The sequence below is a fragment of the Exiguobacterium antarcticum DSM 14480 genome (assembly GCF_000685865.1).
GTDB classification, from domain to species: domain Bacteria; phylum Bacillota; class Bacilli; order Exiguobacteriales; family Exiguobacteriaceae; genus Exiguobacterium_A; species Exiguobacterium_A antarcticum.
The window spans coordinates 953,232-970,809 of record NZ_JMKS01000003.1 but is presented as its reverse complement, the minus strand read 5'-3'; the positions used below and the strand labels follow the sequence as shown (position 1 = coordinate 970,809).

Genomic DNA, 17,578 nt, shown 5'->3' with positions numbered 1-17,578 from the left:
TGTTTTGACGGTCCGATGTATAAAGATGTGAATGGAGTATATTGCAACACTACAATCACTTCAGAGATGTTCAAGCGCTATTTTCATGTTGTAGATGAATTAGTAGTTGTTATAAGAACATTAAACTTAGACATAACATACGAAGAAGCAAAAATGAAAAAAGTTGAATTGGAAAATATGACTTTCGTAGAAATAGGCAATTTAAATTCTCCCAAAGGTTTTTTATTTGAAAGAAATAAGTACAAAAAAATTATTGAAACTTGTGTCAAGGAGTCAGATTTAATCTTTGCTAGGATGCCAAGTATTATTAGCGACATGACTCTTGATATAGCTAAGAAATATAAAAAGAAGTACTTAGTCGAAGTAGGAGGATGTGCCTGGGATGCTTATTGGAACCATAGTTGGATAGGAAAAGTAGTTGCGCCTTATATGTATTTTAATGAAAAAAGACATATTAAAGACGCTGATTTTTCAATATATGTGACTAAAAGATGGTTACAGAGTAGATATCCAAGCAGAGGTATTCAAGCAACTGCTTCAAATGTGTATTTGAAAAATGTGAAAAAAAATGTATTAGAAAAAAGAATTGAAAAAATAAAGCAGAAAAAAGAAGAAACTTTTGTAATTGGAACTACTGCAGCAATTAACGTGAAATATAAAGGACAACAATATGTTATTCAAGCGATTTCTAATTTGAATAATAAAGGATATAACTTTAGATACGAATTAGTAGGGGGCGGAGAAGAAAAATATCTAAAAAAAGTAGCATCTAATTTTAATGTGGAGAATAATATTCAGTTCAAAGGATTAATGTTACAAGAAGATGTAATGGATTGGCTTGAAAGCATTGATATGTACATACAACCGAGTAAACAAGAAGGGCTACCTAGAGCACTGGTAGAAGCATTAAGTATGGCTTGTCCAGCTATGGGTTCTACTACAGCAGGAATACCTGAACTTTTACAACGAGAGAACATTTTCTCAAATGGATCTGTAGACGAAATAGAAGAAATACTAATCAAGTATCATAACTCAAAAGACATGTTAATAAATAATGCTAAATTGAATTATGAGAAATCCAAAGAATTTCAGTTGGAAAAATTAAATGATTCTAGGAATAAAATATACGAACAATACAAAGAAGTGTTATTGAAAGAAAAAAGTGTAGTTTTTGAAAACCAAGGAGGTGCTAAAAAATATGGTGAGAATATTAAGTAAAATCAAAATTTATTTAACGAAATATAAAATAGGTAAATTAATTATACTTTTTTATCATTATGTTATTAGTATTCCTTTACTATGGGCATTTGCATTAAAATACTTGTTAATAAAAAAATCAATAGTAAAACCTATTTTTTATGAAAATGATTATGTGTTTAACGAAATGAAATATAATAAAAAATCACTTTCTAGATTTGGTGACGGAGAAATTTCTTGGATATTCGGAGAATCTAAAGGATCATTTAATCAAAAAAATTCAAAGTTACTAAGTGAAAGACTCAAGGAGGTTATTGAGTCCAAAAATGAGGGCATCTTTATTGCAATTCCCCATTTCTTTGAGAGTGATTTAAAACATTATTCTTTAAAAAGAAGAATATCCCGTAACGCCCATTTGGCAAGCTCAAATAAAAAGTGGGAGAAAATAATTGATAAAGAACGCAAATATGCAGATGCATTGATTACAAGAATTTACTTGGGGTTAAAAAACACAGACAGTAAAAAATTGTTTGCTTCGTGGAAAAGTGTATGGGAAGACAAGAATATTGTCATAGTCGAAGGTGAACAAACACGTTTTGGCGTAGGTAATGACTTGTTAGATAATGCGAAAAGTGTAAAGAGAATAATAGCTCCTAGTGAAAATGCATTCAGTAAATATCACTCTATTCTTGAGACTACAAAAAGACATAGTAGTAAAGATACGCTATTTTTAATCTCTTTAGGCCCTACAGCCAGTATATTAGCATATGATTTGGCAGTTTTAGGTTATCAAGCTATAGATATTGGACATTTAGACATTGAATATGAATGGTTTATAAAAAAAGCCAAAAAGAAAATAAGTGTTAAAGGAAAATATGTAAACGAAGCAGGTGGATCATCAAACGAAGAACTCTCTTCTGATCTTATCAAGGAATATAGTTTTGAAATAGTCGAAAAGATATAAAAAAATAAAAGGAGTTACTATGATATTTATATCAAATAAGATAAAAAAAAATGAACTACCAGGATTATACGTTGATATATTTGTATCGTGCTTAATGTTTTCAACAATTGTACTTTTGGATAATTCATTGTCTTCATTAAAGCCCATTGGTGTAATGTTGTTAATTGGAACTTTTTATCTTTTGTATAAAGCCAGAAAAAATTCGCAACTCTTAATTTTTTTTGGCTTAATTACTTATGTAAATGTTTCGGTTGCGTTTGGTGATTTATTACAAGTGAAAGATACACTAGGATATGAAACTTTATTTTGGCAAACGTCGTTAAGAAACTCTGAATTTAATGTTTTAGCTGCGAAAAGTTTATTGTTAGTCATATCGGTAATAAATTTATTTTTAAATTCAAAATTTATAAAAAAAATTGAAGTTGAAAGGAAAATTGAGAAAAAAGATAATAAATACATTTTTTTTGGTGGACTAATTGTACTATTTACTTTTTGGTTTTTTGGTTATGGTGGATCTATGGGGAATACTTATGAAAGTAATACTCGCACAATTTATGAATATAGTATCCTAGTGTTCATTGTAGTTTGGTTTTACAGTGGAAACTCTAAAGTACATCAGTATCTATTGTATTTTTTCGTTGCTCTTTATGTTATTCAATCTTTAATAAGAGGCGATAGATCTTCAGCATTCCCAATGCTGATTGCATTAATTTTAGTAAACAACTATAAAATTAATTTAAAATATTTATTTTTGTTAGCCTTCTCAGGAATAACGGTTTCTAATATTGTATCCGCTTATAGATTATCGTTTTCTATAAATGATTTTTTTAATGTATTCATGACTAAGTACGGATTATCTTCATTATTGTCTGATACCGTCTCTCAATCTTATTACACAGGTATAAGTATAATATTTTCTGGGAATTTAATTGAAAATTCAAGTAAATATTTCCCTAACTTCTTAGCTGGAATTGTTTTTGGTGGAGGATTTAATAATGCAGATGTTGGTGCTATTTCTTATAATTATGCAATAAATAAAGGCGGAGGATTCTTTTTTTCTTGGTTTTATTTTTGGTTTGGCATTTTAGGAGTACTAGTTGCTGCTATATTTTTAGGTTACTTATTAAGGATGTTTTTTGTAAGTAATAATAACTATTTGAAGCTTTATACTATATGTTTAATATCCATGACATTAAGATGGTATCTATATACTCCATTTGTATTATTTAGAACTGTTTTGTTTATATTTACTTTATTATTAATACTATGTTTTGTTATAGAGAAATTAACTGTAAGAAAAAAAAATAAATTTTTGAGTTTAGGTGAAGCAGGGATTAAACATGAAATTAAATAATATATATTTAAATTCTATTCTTTCTAAAGTTTTTTTGATATTTTTATCGTTCGTTAATTCTATAGTGATAAATAGATATTTAGGACCGGATTTAAGAGGAGAGTATGCTTTACTGCTAAATATTTCTAATATTTTAGCGGTGGTATTAGGATTTAATATTACCTCCTCTTATCCATATTTTTTAAGAAAATACAAAGATAATATTCTAGAGAAAATAAACAACATTGTTCTTTTTCAAACATTTAGTTATATAGCAACATTGTATTTTATATATTTATATGGATCTAGTCCTGAAGTGATGATATTACTAACGTTAAGTATAATTACTCAGCTTAGTAATCAACTTGATTTTATCAGTATCGTAAAAAACATTAATAAAAGAAATAAAATCGTTACTGTATCGGGAATAATACAAACACTATTATTAATCACGATGTACTTTCTAACTAATGAAAATTTATATTACATTGTTGGAACCTTAATTTTCTTCCACTTATTCAAAATATTTATGTATATGTTATTTAATAAACCAAAAATCACTTTAAAATTAAATTCTAAGTTAATGACCCGTGAGGTATTAAAATTCAGTTTTTTTCCTATGCTTACATCTCTACTAACAATTTTAAATTATAATATGGATGTAATAATATTAAAATTTTTTGTTGAAAACAGAGAAATTGGATTATACAGCTTGGCGGTTACTCTTGCTTCGATGTTATGGATTATTCCTGATGCTTTTAAAGATGTACTATTCAATAAGACTGCCCAAAATGACTCAATTGATGCTCTTAAATTTAGTATAAAGATAAATTTATATTTTAGCTTTATCGTGATAATAATTTTTTCTGTTTTTGGTAATGGTTTTATAAGTTTTATATATGGTGAAGAATTCTCGAAAAGTTTTTTAGTGTCTTTAATTTTAATATCAGGAACTATTCCGATGATTTTCTTTAAATTAATAAGCACTTTATATCAAGCTGTAGGAAAGCAACATTATAGTTTCTACACTTTAGCTTTATCTGTGCTCATAAATTTCGTATTTAATGTAATAACAATACCTTTTATGGGGATAATAGGCGCAGCGATATCCTCTGTATTTTCATATTTAATATGTGGTCTGATTATGTTGAGTACATTTAAAAAACTGTATAATATTCGATTAAAAGATTTTTTCATAGTGAATTCAAATGAACTAAACATATTAAAGAAAAAATTTAATAAATAATACCTAAATGGAACGGAGGATTTTTTAATGAAAGGTATCATCTTAGCTGGTGGAAGTGGAACAAGGTTGTATCCCCTTACTAAATCGATTTCCAAACAATTACTACCGGTTTATGATAAACCGATGATTTACTATCCGATGTCAACTTTAATGTTAGCTGGAATTAAAGAAATACTAATCATTTCGACACCAGAGGATACACCACGCTTTGAACAACTGCTTGGTAATGGAGAAGAACTTGGACTCTCATTGTCATATAAAGTTCAGGAATCCCCTGACGGTCTCGCTCAAGCATTTCTAATAGGAGAAGAGTTTATCGGAGAGGATTCTGTTGCTCTTGTGCTCGGCGATAACATCTATTATGGTCACGGTTTTACAGATTTACTTCAAAGAGCAGCTTCTTTAAAAGAAGGCTCAACTGTTTTCGGTTATCAGGTTCACGATCCAGAACGTTTTGGCGTTGTTGAATTTGATGATCATCAAAATGTGATTTCAATCGAAGAAAAACCTGAAATCGCTAAAAGTAATTACGCTATTACTGGACTTTATTTTTATGATAATCGAGTCGTTGATTTTGCTAAATCGTTAAAACCTTCTCCAAGAGGAGAACTCGAAATTACAGATCTAAACAAATGCTACCTTGAAGACAATTCCTTACGTGTCGAGTTACTCGGTCGTGGATTTGCATGGCTCGATACAGGAACACATGAATCGTTGCTTGAAGCGTCGACGTTTATCGAAACGATTGAAAGACGTCAGAAACTAAAAATCGCTTGTCTTGAAGAAATCTCATATCGGATGGGGTACATTTCTAAAGGACAGTTGATTGAATTAGCGCAGCCACTACAAAAAAATGCTTATGGGCAGTACTTGCTTCATGTTGCGAAAACAGTGAAAGATACTTCTGAAAAGAAAGCAGGTCTTACTTTATGAAAGCAATAAAAAGTAAATTAGAAGGTGTTCTTTTGCTAGAACCTAATGTTTTTGGAGATCATCGTGGTTTTTTCATGGAGAGCTACAATCGCCAAGTTTTTCATGATTTAGGCATTACACATGAGTTCATTCAAGATAATCATTCACTTTCTAAAGAAGCCGGTGTGCTACGCGGTATGCATTATCAGTTGGAACCAAAAGCGCAAACAAAGCTCGTTCGAGTGGGATCAGGAGCAATCTATGACGTAGTGGTTGATATGCGGATTGGTTCACCGACCTATGGAGAATGGGAGGGATTTATTTTAAGCGAACATAATAAACGTCAGTTGCTTGTTCCAAAAGGCTTTGCACATGGTTTTTGTACGCTGACTGAGGATGTCAATGTTCTCTATAAAGTGGATGAATTGTATTCGGCTGAACATGATCGTGGCATTCAGTGGAATGACCCTGAATTAGATATTAAGTGGCCAGTGACAAACCCGATTCTATCAGAAAAAGATACAAAACATCCAACGTTGAAAGATGCAGAAAATAATTTTAAATGGAGTGAATGATTATGAATTTAATCGTTACTGGTGGTGCTGGTTTTATTGGAAGTAACTTTGTCCGTCATATGCTCAATACATATCCTAACTATACAATCATCAATCTTGACTTGCTAACCTACGCAGGAAACAAAGAGAGTTTGGCTGATTTAATCGATAATCCTAAACATGTTTTTGTGGAAGGAAACATCACAGATCGTGATTTGTTAGATCAACTAATTACAGATTATAAAATAGACGGCATAATTAACTTTGCTGCTGAGTCGCACGTGGATCGTAGCATCTTGAATCCAGAAGTCTTCGTCGAAACAAATATTCAAGGAACATTGGCATTGTTAGACGCTGCTCGTAAGCACAAGTTGAAGAAGTATGTTCAAGTCTCAACAGATGAAGTGTACGGTTCGCTTGGAGCTGAAGGATACTTCACGGAAGATACACCGCTTGCACCAAATAGTCCATATTCAGCCTCTAAAGCTGGTGCAGATATGTTAGTCCGTTCATATTTTGAAACATACGGTATGGATGTCAATATTACGCGCTGTTCAAATAACTATGGACCGTATCATTTCCCAGAAAAATTAATTCCTTTAATGATTACGAATGCAATGGATCAAAAGAATCTCCCGATTTATGGAGATGGTGAAAATATTCGTGACTGGCTTCATGTAACCGATCATTGTGCGGCAATTGATTTAGTTTTCCACAAAGGTAAATCCGGTGAAGTTTATAATGTTGGCGGACATAACGAGAGAACAAACAATCAAATCGTTGATTTAATTGTTGACCGCTTAGATGTTTCGAAAGACTTGGTAACATATGTTGAAGATCGTTTAGGGCACGACCGTCGATATGCGATTAATCCAATCAAGTTAGAGACAGAACTAGGATGGAAGCCAAAATATACGTTTGATACAGGAATCGTTGAAACAATTGACTGGTACTTAGCAAACGAGGCTTGGTGGCGTCCACTTAAAGAAAAAGCAGAACTCGTGAAATGAAAAAAACTATCTTGATTACAGGTGCCAACGGACAATTAGGTACGGATTTAGTTCATTTAGTCGACTCCTCATTGTATGAAGTCGTTGCTTTTACGAAGCAGGGTTTAGATATTACGGATTATCCAGTTGTTGAAGAAACAATTCAACGAATCAAACCGGACTGGATTCTGCATGCAGCTGCTTATACAAACGTCGAAGCAGCTGAAGATGAAGGGAAGGAAATGAATTGGCTCGTCAATGCGACAGGTACAGAAAATGTTGCAAATGCAGCCAAGCAAGTTGGAGCAAAAATGGTTTATGTCAGCACGGACTATGTATTCGATGGCACAAAATCAACAGAGTATGAAGTGACAGATCAAGTTAACCCGTTGAATGAGTACGGCAAAGCTAAGTTGGCTGGAGAACAGGCTGTACAAAGTATTTTAGGAAGCGACGGATATATTGTAAGAACTTCATGGGTATTCGGTGTTCATGGTAATAATTTTGTTTATACGATGATGAAATTAGCTCAGACACGTTCTGAACTCAATGTAGTTGCTGATCAATTTGGTCGGCCGACGTTTTCAGAAGACTTGGCACGATTTATGTTATATCTTGTGGGAGATTCTAAAATTCCAGGTGGAATCTATCATTTTTCTAATGACGAATCCTGTTCGTGGTATGAATTTGCAACAGAAATTTTGGCAGATACCACTACAACAGTAAATCCATGTAATTCAGATGCCTTTCCACAAAAAGCAAAACGTCCGCAAAATTCAATCCTCAGCTTACTTTCTATAAGCAAGTTGAATTATACAGTGCCAACATGGAAAAATTCTTTAACAAGATTTAAAGAAAAAACTCTAGAAAATAAGGTGTGAAAATAGTGAATGTCACTTCGAAAATTTTAGTTACAGGTGCCGCTGGTTTTATTGGTGTGCATTTATCAAATCAGTTAACGAATCATGGTTATAGTGTAATAGGTTTGGATAATATGAACACCTACTACGACTTAAATTTAAAAAAAGACCGACTAGCTCAGCTAAACGATAATAAAAATTTTACGTTTGTTGAATGTGATTTAACGGATAGAGAGCGTATTAATAAAATTTTTGAAGAACATCGACCGGCAATTGTCATCAATTTAGCAGCCCAAGCAGGAGTCCGGTACTCCATTGAGAATCCGTATGCCTATTTAGATTCCAATCTAACCGGATTCCTTAATATCTTAGAGGCTTGTCGGAACTATCCAGTCGATCATTTGCTATATGCCTCGTCTAGTTCTGTATACGGTGGGAACAAGGTCGCGCCGTTTTCGACCAATCATAATGTCGACCATCCAGTCAGTCTTTATGCTGCGACAAAAAAATCGAATGAATTGATGGCACATACATACAGTCATCTCTACAATATCCCGACGACAGGACTTCGATTCTTTACGGTATATGGTCCATGGGGGCGTCCAGATATGGCGTACTTCTCCTTTACAAAAGATATCATTGAGGGGAATCCAATTAAAGTGTTTAATCATGGGAAAATGGAACGTGACTTCACCTATATCGATGATATTGTAGAAGGAATCGTCAAACTCATTCCACGTGCACCAGAAAAGAATTCGGATTGGGATGAAAGTGTCGACGAATTGGGTGCGAGTTTTGCTCCTTACCGTGTTTATAATATTGGGAACAATAGCCCTGTCCCATTAATGAAGTTCATTAATGTACTAGAAGAAAAGATTGGTAAAGAAGCGAACAAACAGTACATGGAGATGCAACCAGGTGATGTTCTTCGCACTTACGCAGATGTTTCAGAGTTAGAGCGTGATATTGATTTTAAACCAAGTACAAGTATTGAAGAAGGTCTTGGCAAGTTTGTTGACTGGTATAAAGAGTATTACAACGTCAAATTATAAGGAAGGAGAGACTTGAAATGAAAATTACAGTAGCAGGAACAGGATATGTTGGTCTTTCCATGGCTGTCTTACTCGCACAGCATAATGAAGTTACATCGATTGACATCATTAAAGAACGTGTCGAGCTTGTCAATGACCGGAAGTCGCCAATCGTTGATGCTGAAATCGAAAACTTTTTACAAAACAAAGAATTGAATCTTCATGCAACCACAGACAATTTCGAAGCATATAAAGATGCTGAGTTCGTCATTATCGCGACTCCGACAGATTACGATCCGACACGGAACTACTTCAACACGCGGACCGTCGAGAGCGTCATCGCGACAGTCCTTGCCATTAATCCGGATGCGACAATGGTCATCAAATCGACGGTACCGGTTGGCTACACACAAGAATTAAAGGAGAAGTTCGATACACCGAACGTTATCTTCTCACCGGAATTCTTGCGTGAAGGGCAGGCATTGCATGACAATCTCTATCCATCACGTATCGTCGTCGGTGAACAATCGGAACGAGCGCAACAGTTTGCTAATCTGCTACTTGAAGGAGCAATCAAAAAAGATGTGCCGATTCTTTTGACGGATTCAACAGAAGCTGAAGCCATCAAGTTGTTTTCCAATACGTATCTTGCGATGCGTGTCGCGTTCTTTAACGAACTCGATACGTATGCGGAAGTCCGCAATCTTGATACAAAACAAATCATTGAAGGTGTTGGGCTCGATAGCCGGATTGGAAACCACTACAATAATCCATCGTTTGGATATGGTGGGTACTGCTTACCAAAAGATACAAAGCAACTCCTTGCGAACTATGATGAAGTACCAAACAATATCATCGGGGCGATCGTTGAAGCGAACCGGACACGGAAAGACTACATTGCGGATACCATCATCAAACAAAATCCGAAAGTCGTTGGTGTGTATCGTTTGACGATGAAAACAGATTCAGACAACTTCCGCGCTTCGTCGATTCAAGGCATCATGAAACGGATCAAGGCAAAAGGAATCGAAGTGACGGTCTTCGAACCTGTATTGAAGGAAGATACCTTCTACAATTCTCGTGTCATTCGTGACCTTGAAGCGTTTAAGCAAGAATCAGATGTCATTCTTTCGAATCGGATGCATCCTGAGTTGAGTGATGTTGAAGATAAGGTGTATACGCGTGATTTGTATAGCCGTGACTAAAAGAGATTCTTTGTAGATTGTTCTAAATAATAGATAAGCCCTTATTTCGGAGACGAATGAGGGTTTTTTTATATCAGCAGATTAAATAATACCAGCATGAAGCATAAATTTCTTGAGTTGAATTTTTGGCGTTCGATTGGATATGTTTTTTTATGGATCGAATGAATAACATAAATCTTCTGTTTGATTAAAGTCAGTTCTTCAAGAAAAATAAAATCGTGGAATTTTATAACGAAATGAAGAACAGAATTGTTTTTGAAAATGCTTCGAGTCTAACGGGAAAAGTAGTTGTTCTTCTCAACTATGAGAAAAACAACTACTTTATTTTTAGTCTGAAGCCGAATTTCGATTCAACTTTTTTGTTTTATTCTGCTTCTGCTTTTGAATCATTTTAACGAGTGATAAAAATATCATCTGTCCATCTGTCGTGATCGGGAAAAAGTTAAATACATTTGCTAAACAAAGTATTTTTACCACTACCCATGCTCCGCCGTCCCCTTCGACCCATATACCAAAAGAGAAAAGAAGTAATGGTGCTGAAGCTGAAATGATCAGATTTTGCCAGTCTACATGAGTATTGTGATAACGGACCGTCGGAGTCAGGAAACGGTCGAATGTCACGCGTGGCTGACGTCGGAAGAGAAGCGCAAAACACCAATGGATACCTTCATGAATGGAAACGACTATACCAATCAACAGTACATAACTGATCAGGAGCAGCAGTGTCTCAGCTGTCATGTCGAGCAGAAGTCCGTCGTGTCTGCATGAATAATCCAACTAAAGTGAACAGTACGATAAAGGCGAGATACATGAGGAGCGCCTGTAATGTCAGTGAGAAATGTGTATTCAGTTCTTCTTTCGTCATCACAGTAGAAATTTTCAGACCAGTCATTGTTGTCACAACGCTGGTTTCATTAATTTGGAAAAGCTCATAAATATAATCAATCAAAAAGATGACCGCCCAGATGACAGTCCCTACACCAATCAATTTTGTGATTTTCATTTTGCCACCTCGTATTCTTTTTTTAGTATGAGATACAATACACCGAGCAAGAACAATAATGCAGGGTATAGCGCCCCGTCTATGCTGACAAGTACTGACAGGAGAACAATTAAGATAATTGTTAAGACAGAAGCAATCGTCTCATTGATATTGCTTTGTGATTTCGGAAACAAAAACCCTGCGATTGTTGCCGCAAAAAAGATATTGATCCCGTACAGATAGGGGTTCAAACTATTTGTTTCCACAATCCCGACATATAAGGCAGGGGCCATTAGAATGATCGACACTCCGAGGAGAGAGCCAAGCTCCATCAACGGATGGATGCGGTATAACCGATACAGTTTGCGTACCGCCAACGTCGCATCGGCGTACGTGATCGTTACGATTCCTAAAATCGGTAAAAGGAATAACCACAGTTGCATCGTTCCTGCCCAGCCGACCTGATAGAGCGCCCCGGCTGACATGACAGCTAGTAATGCCCAGAAGTAAAGGAAGTTTTTACTTCGAATAATGGCCGGCATGGTTGTTGCCAGCCCAATATTAAAAGCGGGCAAGCCCAATTTAAAGTAACTCTGACGCACGTAGAGGTGATTGCGGGAGAAGAAAATGGTTTGCAGTAGATACGTACCTCCGCCCATCAAGAGACTTCCTGCTAGTACGAATAGGGTTAGCGTAAGAATAGAGTACGGCAGCGTGCTGACCCAGACATCGATTTGAAATCGTGTCTTGATTAAATGAAAGGTCACCAAGCCGATCAGACATAAATCGAGGACGAATCCCAGGATGATGCGCTTGAGTCCGGACATTTTTTGTAATAGGGCTGCGTATAAAAAATCAAGGATCCAAAAGCTTGCGATAAACACAGTATGTAGCGTCAAGAGAACAAGCAACGCAACGCCCCATTGCATCGGAATCAACTTCAGTGCCGGTGCCACGATAATCATCAATAACTCAAAAAAGACAAGTGCGACACTCAACTTAAACAAGCGTTGACTGACGTTGACTTCCCGTTCAGAAAAAGGAAGTGTTTGGGCGAAAAATAAAGAGTTCCGATTCAATGAAACTGTTGCGTTCAATAGAATGAACATAAACGTGCCTAAAATGAAAACCACGTTGAAATAACTGCTTAATGTCATTTTTCCTGCCAACAAGAGCATCGTCTGGTCGGCTTCTTTCGCATTGGTCGTCAACGTCGAAAGTTGGACCATATTCAAATAAAAGTATCCGAGGTAGGCTGCCGTCAGCAATAGGAGTAATCCATAACGGTTCCACCGGCTACGAAAGAACGGACGATTGAACAAACCGTGAAACGTATCATTATAGAAGAACTTCAGAAGACATAAAATGTTTTTGAACGATGTCGAGCTTCTCACGCAAGACCTCCTCTTGTTTTATGACTTGTGTCAATTCTTCGGGAGTGCCATCAAAGTGGACTAGGGAGCCGTGACGCATGAGTCTGACGTCATTCGGAAAACGATCAATCGTGTTCCGTTCATGCGATACGATGATGATTTTCTTCGTCTCGCCTACCGCTGCAAACAGTTCCTGTACCAGAAGGGAGGTATCGAAATCCAGTCCGCCGAAAATTTCATCCGCGATTATATACTCAGTATTGGCAGCGAGTGCTGCAACAATTTGAATTTTTTTCTTCATTCCAAAGGAGTACGATTCGATGGTTTTATGTTGTCCATCCGCTAAATCGAGTAGTTCGATTAAGATGGGTGCTTTCTCATACTCACTTGTCTCGTATCGACTTAAAACGAACTGGACATATTCTTTACCTGTCATGTATCCAGGCAAATAAAAATCTGATGGCAGATAAAAGAACTTTGATTTATATGCTTTGCTACCTGGAGATAATTCATCAATCAAAATCTCACCACGATCTGCTTCGAGTAAGTGGGTCATCATATTTAGTAACGTCGTTTTTCCACTACCGTTTGTTCCGACGATCACAGAGACGCCGGTTTTAGAGAACGTTGTTGATAATTGATCAATAATACGATTTGTTTTAAACGACTTCGTTAACTGTTTGATTTCAATCATTTTCTCGCCTCCTAAGAAAAACGGGAGCCCGAAGAGCCCCCGCTTATTAAGTACGTTACGAGGCTTTACAGCCAATCCCCATTTGCCAAATCTTTGGCCAATTCAGCTTCACGTTTCCGTTAAAGCTGTAGCCGCGGCTTGTGCAATAAAAGGCATATGCAAAAATTCCAACTAAAAGGACTAACGCAAAAACCATCCAGAACCATTTGTTTTCGATCATGTTAAAGAATTTTTCTTCCAATGATAACTGATACGACACGAACATTGCAGACATCCGAACGCCTCCTTCCTCTGTAAAGATAGAAAGTCATTCCCCTTGATGAAACATGGCATTAGTTTTTTTGAGGGAAAACTAAAACTTTCTTCCACCTGATTGTAACAAGAATTCCAATATTAGGAACGAGTCCTTTTGGAGCATCTTAGTCAACGAATAATCATGACTTTTCTACCGAGGATTTCTCTAATACTAGTAAGTCATTAACTTGTTTTTTAAATATCTGAATGGAATGTCCTACAAAAAGTAAAGATTATTCTCATAGTAGAATTAGATATATTATGGAAAATGTGTTTGACATTACGTATTAATTGAGAAAACGATGACATAAACAAGTATAGTTTTTTAGTTTGGGTCAGATGGTCTTCAGGGGATTTTTAGAGGATGGAAAATTTGGGATGTTCCTGTGAGCTGAGGGATAGGCAAGTGTTGAAGTAGTGATCATATATTCGAAAAGACGATAAAACAAAAACGGGCTTGGATGAAGTGAAATTTGAAGAGACCGAAAAAAGCTGGACTTTTTGTTTGATTAAGGAGTTCAGCCTTTGGAGTATGAGAAGCGCATAGTTAAGCAGTTTTTAATCTATATGAGTGATACAGCCTTTACTTGATTAAAGGAAGGGCTATTTTATTACTTTTTTTAAAATGATGCATGTCAGACTCACTAGTGCGATAGAAACAAATGCTATTTACAGTTTAAACTAATTGATGAAGTTGTCCGATAATAGAGTACAAGATTAGGCAAAATCATTAATGACTTGATGAGAGGACTGTACAAATATATGCTCAATGTTTTTAAAAAATCAAGCGAGATTTTAAAACCACGTGCACACGTTGTTTTATCAGGCTCTCTGAATGAAGATATGAATTTCTTAGAAGGGCACCCTGATGCCATTTTTATATTAAATACAAAAGGTGAAATATTAACATGCAATAGTAAATTGCTTGTTCTCTTAGGGTACAAAAGGGAAAAGCTAAAAAGCTTTTTAGAAGAAGTAGTCCCACCGACTTATCGGGAAGAGGTAAAAAAGTCTTTTCAAAGTACTCTTAAAGGAAAAACGGTTCATTATTCAATTGTAATTCGTCAGCAGAATGGCCAATTGCTTACAACGGAAATCACAAATATTCCGTACTATCAAGAAGGTGTAATTAGCGGAGTATATGGGATTGTCCGTGATGTTACGGAAGAACAAACCTTTAAAAAGAATTATGCGGACTTGGTAAAACGAAATGAAGAAGAAGTATGGCGTTTAGCCACGCATGATCATGTTACAGGACTGCCGAATCGTTTTTATCTTATGAATACAGCTGAACAATGGCTTAATGAAGAGAAAAGTATGACTGTACTAGCAGTGAGTTTTAATCAAATTAACGAGATAAACCGTACTTTAGGATACGCGTATGGGGATTTATGGCTTCACGCGACGGCACAGCTCTTGAAAAACAACACACCTAAAGAGGCGTTCATCGGACAGTTGATAGGTGATGACTATGTAATTTTACTTCCCGAGTTAATAGGGTTCAATAAAGAGGAATGGATCGAAACGCTTTTATCGTTCAATAATCATAAAATTAGTTTGGAGTCGTACGAATGGTATGCCAAAGTTTCATTAGGAGTAAGTAACAGTAGTCCTGGTGAAGGCGAAAAAGCCGAAACTTTAATCCGCCATGCTAATATTGCTTTGGATCGATCTAAGAAAAGTACTACTAAAGTCCATATTTATGATGCCTATTTAGACATTGAGGCATTTAAACGTTATAAAATCTATTCAGACTTACGCTATGCGGTTTTGAGAGAAGAATTGTTTTTGGAATACCAACCAAAAGTAAATGCATGGACTGGGAAAGTAGAAGGTGCAGAAGCATTAATTCGCTGGGATCATCCGAAATGGGGTCGTATTCCTCCGAATGATTTTATTCCACTTGCAGAGGAAAGTTCTATACATCTGAAAATTGCTGATTGGGTCGTAGAAGAAACATGTAGACAACTATCGGAATGGAAAAAGCAAAATCTTTTACTAGTACCTATCTCAATAAATGTTTCACCAAAAAGATTATTACATGGTGATTTTGCAGAGGTTGTCTTTAAAAACTTAAGAAAACATAAGTTACCTTCTTCCTTGTTTGAAATTGAGATTTCAGAAACAGATATTTTATATGAAAATGTAAAAATCTCAGAAACACTTCGTCAATTGCATGATAAAGGGATAAGTATTTCTTTGGATGATTTTGGAAAAGGATATTCCTCTATTTCTTATCTACAGGACTATCCGATTGATACGATTAAAATAGATCGTAAGTTTATCAAGGATATTGATTCAGAAATTCGCGCACGTTCTATCGTAAGATCAGCAATTTTTATTGGTCAAGAGTTTAGATTGAATATTGTAGCGGAAGGCGTAGAAACTGCTGCGCAATTACAAGTGCTTCGCGGATTAGATTGTCCTACTATTCAAGGCTATTTATTTAGTCAACCTTTACTAGAACAAGATTTTGCAGAAGTACTATCACGGCAACTGTTACTACCGAAAGAAGAGATTACTAATAAAGAGATTGCTACGTTATCCTTGCAAGCAAAATTGACAATTGATCGTATTGACGAAGTGCCGGTGAAGATTGGCTCCTCTGTCATCATGATTTGCAGAACTAATTTGAAAAACTTAACGTTTTATTCTAACATTCGTTTTCCTGTTAAAGAGGAAGTGGAGTATAGATTAACTGTAGAGTTAACGGATAGATTTCAGGATGTTTCAATCCGGCTTCACGCTATGAAAGAGCTCTCCAACGGATTACTGGAATACGAAGGATACTATACAAGCATTCATCAATCACATATCGTCATCACTGCCTTTCAGAATCTTAGATGAAGTAAAGCTTTATAGTGCCGCTGACCTTTAGTCAGATCCATTTTATTGTTGTATGCAAAGTTAGTCTAATTAACGATATATATAACTGAACAGTTTTCGGATCTGAACTATATGGTATAAGATAAGCTCAACTAAAAATGAGAATGAGCGTTTAATCATTTGAGGTGATTCAGGAAACACTGAAGTCGATAGTACCTTCTAGCTGCCTTTTAGTTTAATAAAGATTAAATTGTCTGATTAACAAGATAAGAAAGAAACGATTAAATAGTGTGAACTTTCCGGGGTGTTTACATTTTAAAAAAGTTCAGGGGTAGAGTTATTATATTAATAGGATTGAAGAAAAAATGGACAGGGAATTGAGGGGAAAACACTTTATAAAAGGAGGTTCTTCTCATGACCCACTTCGACTATTTGGAACAGTATCTTGTCACGCATACCACTTATAGCAAACAGACCATCAAAGCCTATCGCAGTGATCTCCGGCAAATGAAACATCATTCCGTCGATTGGTCGGTTAAGTCTCTTCAAACGTATTTTGACCAATTGATTGGGCAATACAAACCGGCAACGGCGATGCGGCGGTACCATGCATTGACAGCACTTGGGAACGAACTCGTCCGAGCAAAACGTCTGCGGAAAAATCCTATGAGACAAGTCCATGCGATCGTTCATCAGCAAGTGACACAACGCGAACATCATCCACTTGAAGAAACGATCCAAACGATTCGTCAAATCAGTCATCCTACTTACCGTCTCTTCTTCGAATTAATCAGTCAAACGGGCCTCCGCTTCATGGAGGCCCGTTTGTTGTCGATCGAAGATATTCAATTTACGACGTTGACGTTACTCGTGCGACACGGGAAAGGGCGACGCTTGCGGACCGTTCCGCTTGGGGAAAGACTGGCTCATAAGTTAAAAGTATTTTTGGTTGGACGGACGACAGGACTTGTTTTTCGTTCTGTTCAAGGGAAAGCGATTAACGAACAGGAGGCTCGCGATACGTTAAATCAGCAGTCATTTGCTATGCGCGTGTGTAATGCAAAATAGGAGTGCAGACTTGTGCGACGGAAACGTACACAGTTCTGCACTCCTTTTGC

17 protein-coding genes are annotated in these 17,578 nt (G+C 36.0%); 12 read left to right on the top strand and 5 right to left on the bottom strand.

The genetic code is table 11. The features are described from left to right. The first annotated feature begins 15 nt into the window (after window positions 1-15). From P404_RS17385 to P404_RS0105790, 10 genes are read left to right on the top strand one after another with little or no spacing between them, the layout of a single operon-like run. Complete coding sequence (locus tag P404_RS17385) at window positions 16-1,218, top strand: glycosyltransferase (protein ID WP_236624338.1); 1,203 nt, start codon at window positions 16-18, stop codon at window positions 1,216-1,218. Beyond that, window positions 1,199-2,161, top strand: a complete 963-nt coding sequence (locus tag P404_RS17380) for a GT-D fold domain-containing glycosyltransferase (protein ID WP_051590465.1) — start codon at window positions 1,199-1,201, stop codon at window positions 2,159-2,161. Before P404_RS17385 ends, P404_RS17380 begins: the two co-directional genes overlap by 20 nt. 19 nt (window positions 2,162-2,180) lie before the next feature. Beyond that, a complete protein-coding gene (locus P404_RS0105825) occupies window positions 2,181-3,515 on the top strand; it encodes a hypothetical protein (RefSeq protein WP_026830238.1) in 1,335 nt (444 codons plus the stop codon). Then, entirely contained in the window at window positions 3,502-4,740 is a 1,239-nt protein-coding gene (locus P404_RS0105820; RefSeq protein ID WP_026830237.1) for an oligosaccharide flippase family protein, read from the top strand. The genes P404_RS0105825 and P404_RS0105820 overlap by 14 nt, the downstream gene beginning before the upstream one ends. A gap of 27 nt (window positions 4,741-4,767) precedes the next feature. Next, complete coding sequence (gene rfbA, locus P404_RS17375; RefSeq protein ID WP_051590464.1) at window positions 4,768-5,673, top strand: glucose-1-phosphate thymidylyltransferase RfbA; 906 nt, start codon at window positions 4,768-4,770, stop codon at window positions 5,671-5,673. Next, window positions 5,670-6,227, top strand: a complete 558-nt coding sequence (gene rfbC / locus P404_RS0105810; protein WP_026830236.1) for a dTDP-4-dehydrorhamnose 3,5-epimerase — start codon at window positions 5,670-5,672, stop codon at window positions 6,225-6,227. Before rfbA ends, rfbC begins: the two co-directional genes overlap by 4 nt. 2 nt (window positions 6,228-6,229) lie before the next feature. Further along, window positions 6,230-7,216 (top strand): dTDP-glucose 4,6-dehydratase, encoded by a 987-nt coding sequence (gene rfbB, locus P404_RS0105805; RefSeq protein WP_026830235.1) that lies wholly within the window; start codon window positions 6,230-6,232, stop codon window positions 7,214-7,216. Beyond that, window positions 7,213-8,076 (top strand): dTDP-4-dehydrorhamnose reductase, encoded by an 864-nt coding sequence (rfbD, locus tag P404_RS0105800; protein WP_026830234.1) that lies wholly within the window; start codon window positions 7,213-7,215, stop codon window positions 8,074-8,076. Before rfbB ends, rfbD begins: the two co-directional genes overlap by 4 nt. Window positions 8,077-8,081: 5 nt before the next feature. Then, a complete protein-coding gene (locus P404_RS0105795; protein WP_051590463.1) occupies window positions 8,082-9,107 on the top strand; it encodes an NAD-dependent epimerase in 1,026 nt (341 codons plus the stop codon). Between the two features lie 17 nt (window positions 9,108-9,124). Continuing rightward, the gene (locus P404_RS0105790) at window positions 9,125-10,291 is read left to right on the top strand and encodes a nucleotide sugar dehydrogenase (protein WP_026830232.1); all 1,167 of its coding nucleotides are present in this window, start codon (window positions 9,125-9,127) and stop codon (window positions 10,289-10,291) included. A gap of 327 nt (window positions 10,292-10,618) precedes the next feature. On the opposite strand, the gene P404_RS18010 is transcribed toward P404_RS0105790, so the two are convergent. From P404_RS18010 to P404_RS0105765, 5 genes are read right to left on the bottom strand one after another with little or no spacing between them, the layout of a single operon-like run. Further along, the gene (locus tag P404_RS18010) at window positions 10,619-11,029 is read right to left on the bottom strand and encodes a metalloprotease family protein (RefSeq protein ID WP_051590462.1); all 411 of its coding nucleotides are present in this window, start codon (window positions 11,027-11,029) and stop codon (window positions 10,619-10,621) included. Then, window positions 11,019-11,294: a hypothetical protein gene (locus P404_RS0105780; protein ID WP_026830231.1), complete on the bottom strand. Its 276-nt coding sequence runs from the start codon at window positions 11,292-11,294 to the stop codon at window positions 11,019-11,021. The genes P404_RS18010 and P404_RS0105780 overlap by 11 nt, the downstream gene beginning before the upstream one ends. Beyond that, window positions 11,291-12,667: a hypothetical protein gene (locus tag P404_RS0105775; protein WP_026830230.1), complete on the bottom strand. Its 1,377-nt coding sequence runs from the start codon at window positions 12,665-12,667 to the stop codon at window positions 11,291-11,293. Before P404_RS0105775 ends, P404_RS0105780 begins: the two co-directional genes overlap by 4 nt. Further along, on the bottom strand, window positions 12,612-13,340 hold the full coding sequence (locus P404_RS0105770; protein WP_026830229.1) for an ATP-binding cassette domain-containing protein: 729 nt from the start codon (window positions 13,338-13,340) through the stop codon (window positions 12,612-12,614). Before P404_RS0105770 ends, P404_RS0105775 begins: the two co-directional genes overlap by 56 nt. A gap of 55 nt (window positions 13,341-13,395) precedes the next feature. Further along, a complete protein-coding gene (locus P404_RS0105765; protein ID WP_026830228.1) occupies window positions 13,396-13,614 on the bottom strand; it encodes a hypothetical protein in 219 nt (72 codons plus the stop codon). A 782-nt stretch (window positions 13,615-14,396) separates the two neighbouring features. Here P404_RS0105765 and P404_RS0105760 point away from each other — a divergent pair. Both P404_RS0105760 and P404_RS17365 read left to right on the top strand, forming a co-directional pair. Next, a complete protein-coding gene (locus P404_RS0105760) occupies window positions 14,397-16,481 on the top strand; it encodes a sensor domain-containing protein (protein ID WP_026830227.1) in 2,085 nt (694 codons plus the stop codon). Window positions 16,482-16,874: 393 nt separating this feature from the next. After that, window positions 16,875-17,528 (top strand): tyrosine-type recombinase/integrase, encoded by a 654-nt coding sequence (locus tag P404_RS17365; protein WP_081809572.1) that lies wholly within the window; start codon window positions 16,875-16,877, stop codon window positions 17,526-17,528. Window positions 17,529-17,578: the final 50 nt, after the last annotated feature.

Coding starts and splice junctions, on each gene's coding strand:
- P404_RS17385 (WP_236624338.1), top strand. CDS start 16: ATGTATAAAGATGTGAATGGAGTATATTGCAACACTACAATCACTTCA.
- P404_RS17380 (WP_051590465.1), top strand. CDS start 1,199: ATGGTGAGAATATTAAGTAAAATCAAAATTTATTTAACGAAATATAAA.
- P404_RS0105825 (WP_026830238.1), top strand. CDS start 2,181: ATGATATTTATATCAAATAAGATAAAAAAAAATGAACTACCAGGATTA.
- P404_RS0105820 (WP_026830237.1), top strand. CDS start 3,502: ATGAAATTAAATAATATATATTTAAATTCTATTCTTTCTAAAGTTTTT.
- rfbA (WP_051590464.1), top strand. CDS start 4,768: ATGAAAGGTATCATCTTAGCTGGTGGAAGTGGAACAAGGTTGTATCCC.
- rfbC (WP_026830236.1), top strand. CDS start 5,670: ATGAAAGCAATAAAAAGTAAATTAGAAGGTGTTCTTTTGCTAGAACCT.
- rfbB (WP_026830235.1), top strand. CDS start 6,230: ATGAATTTAATCGTTACTGGTGGTGCTGGTTTTATTGGAAGTAACTTT.
- rfbD (WP_026830234.1), top strand. CDS start 7,213: ATGAAAAAAACTATCTTGATTACAGGTGCCAACGGACAATTAGGTACG.
- P404_RS0105790 (WP_026830232.1), top strand. CDS start 9,125: ATGAAAATTACAGTAGCAGGAACAGGATATGTTGGTCTTTCCATGGCT.
- P404_RS18010 (WP_051590462.1), bottom strand. CDS start 11,029: ATGACAGCTGAGACACTGCTGCTCCTGATCAGTTATGTACTGTTGATT.
- P404_RS0105780 (WP_026830231.1), bottom strand. CDS start 11,294: ATGAAAATCACAAAATTGATTGGTGTAGGGACTGTCATCTGGGCGGTC.
- P404_RS0105770 (WP_026830229.1), bottom strand. CDS start 13,340: ATGATTGAAATCAAACAGTTAACGAAGTCGTTTAAAACAAATCGTATT.
- P404_RS0105765 (WP_026830228.1), bottom strand. CDS start 13,614: ATGTCTGCAATGTTCGTGTCGTATCAGTTATCATTGGAAGAAAAATTC.
- P404_RS0105760 (WP_026830227.1), top strand. CDS start 14,397: ATGCTCAATGTTTTTAAAAAATCAAGCGAGATTTTAAAACCACGTGCA.
- P404_RS17365 (WP_081809572.1), top strand. CDS start 16,875: ATGACCCACTTCGACTATTTGGAACAGTATCTTGTCACGCATACCACT.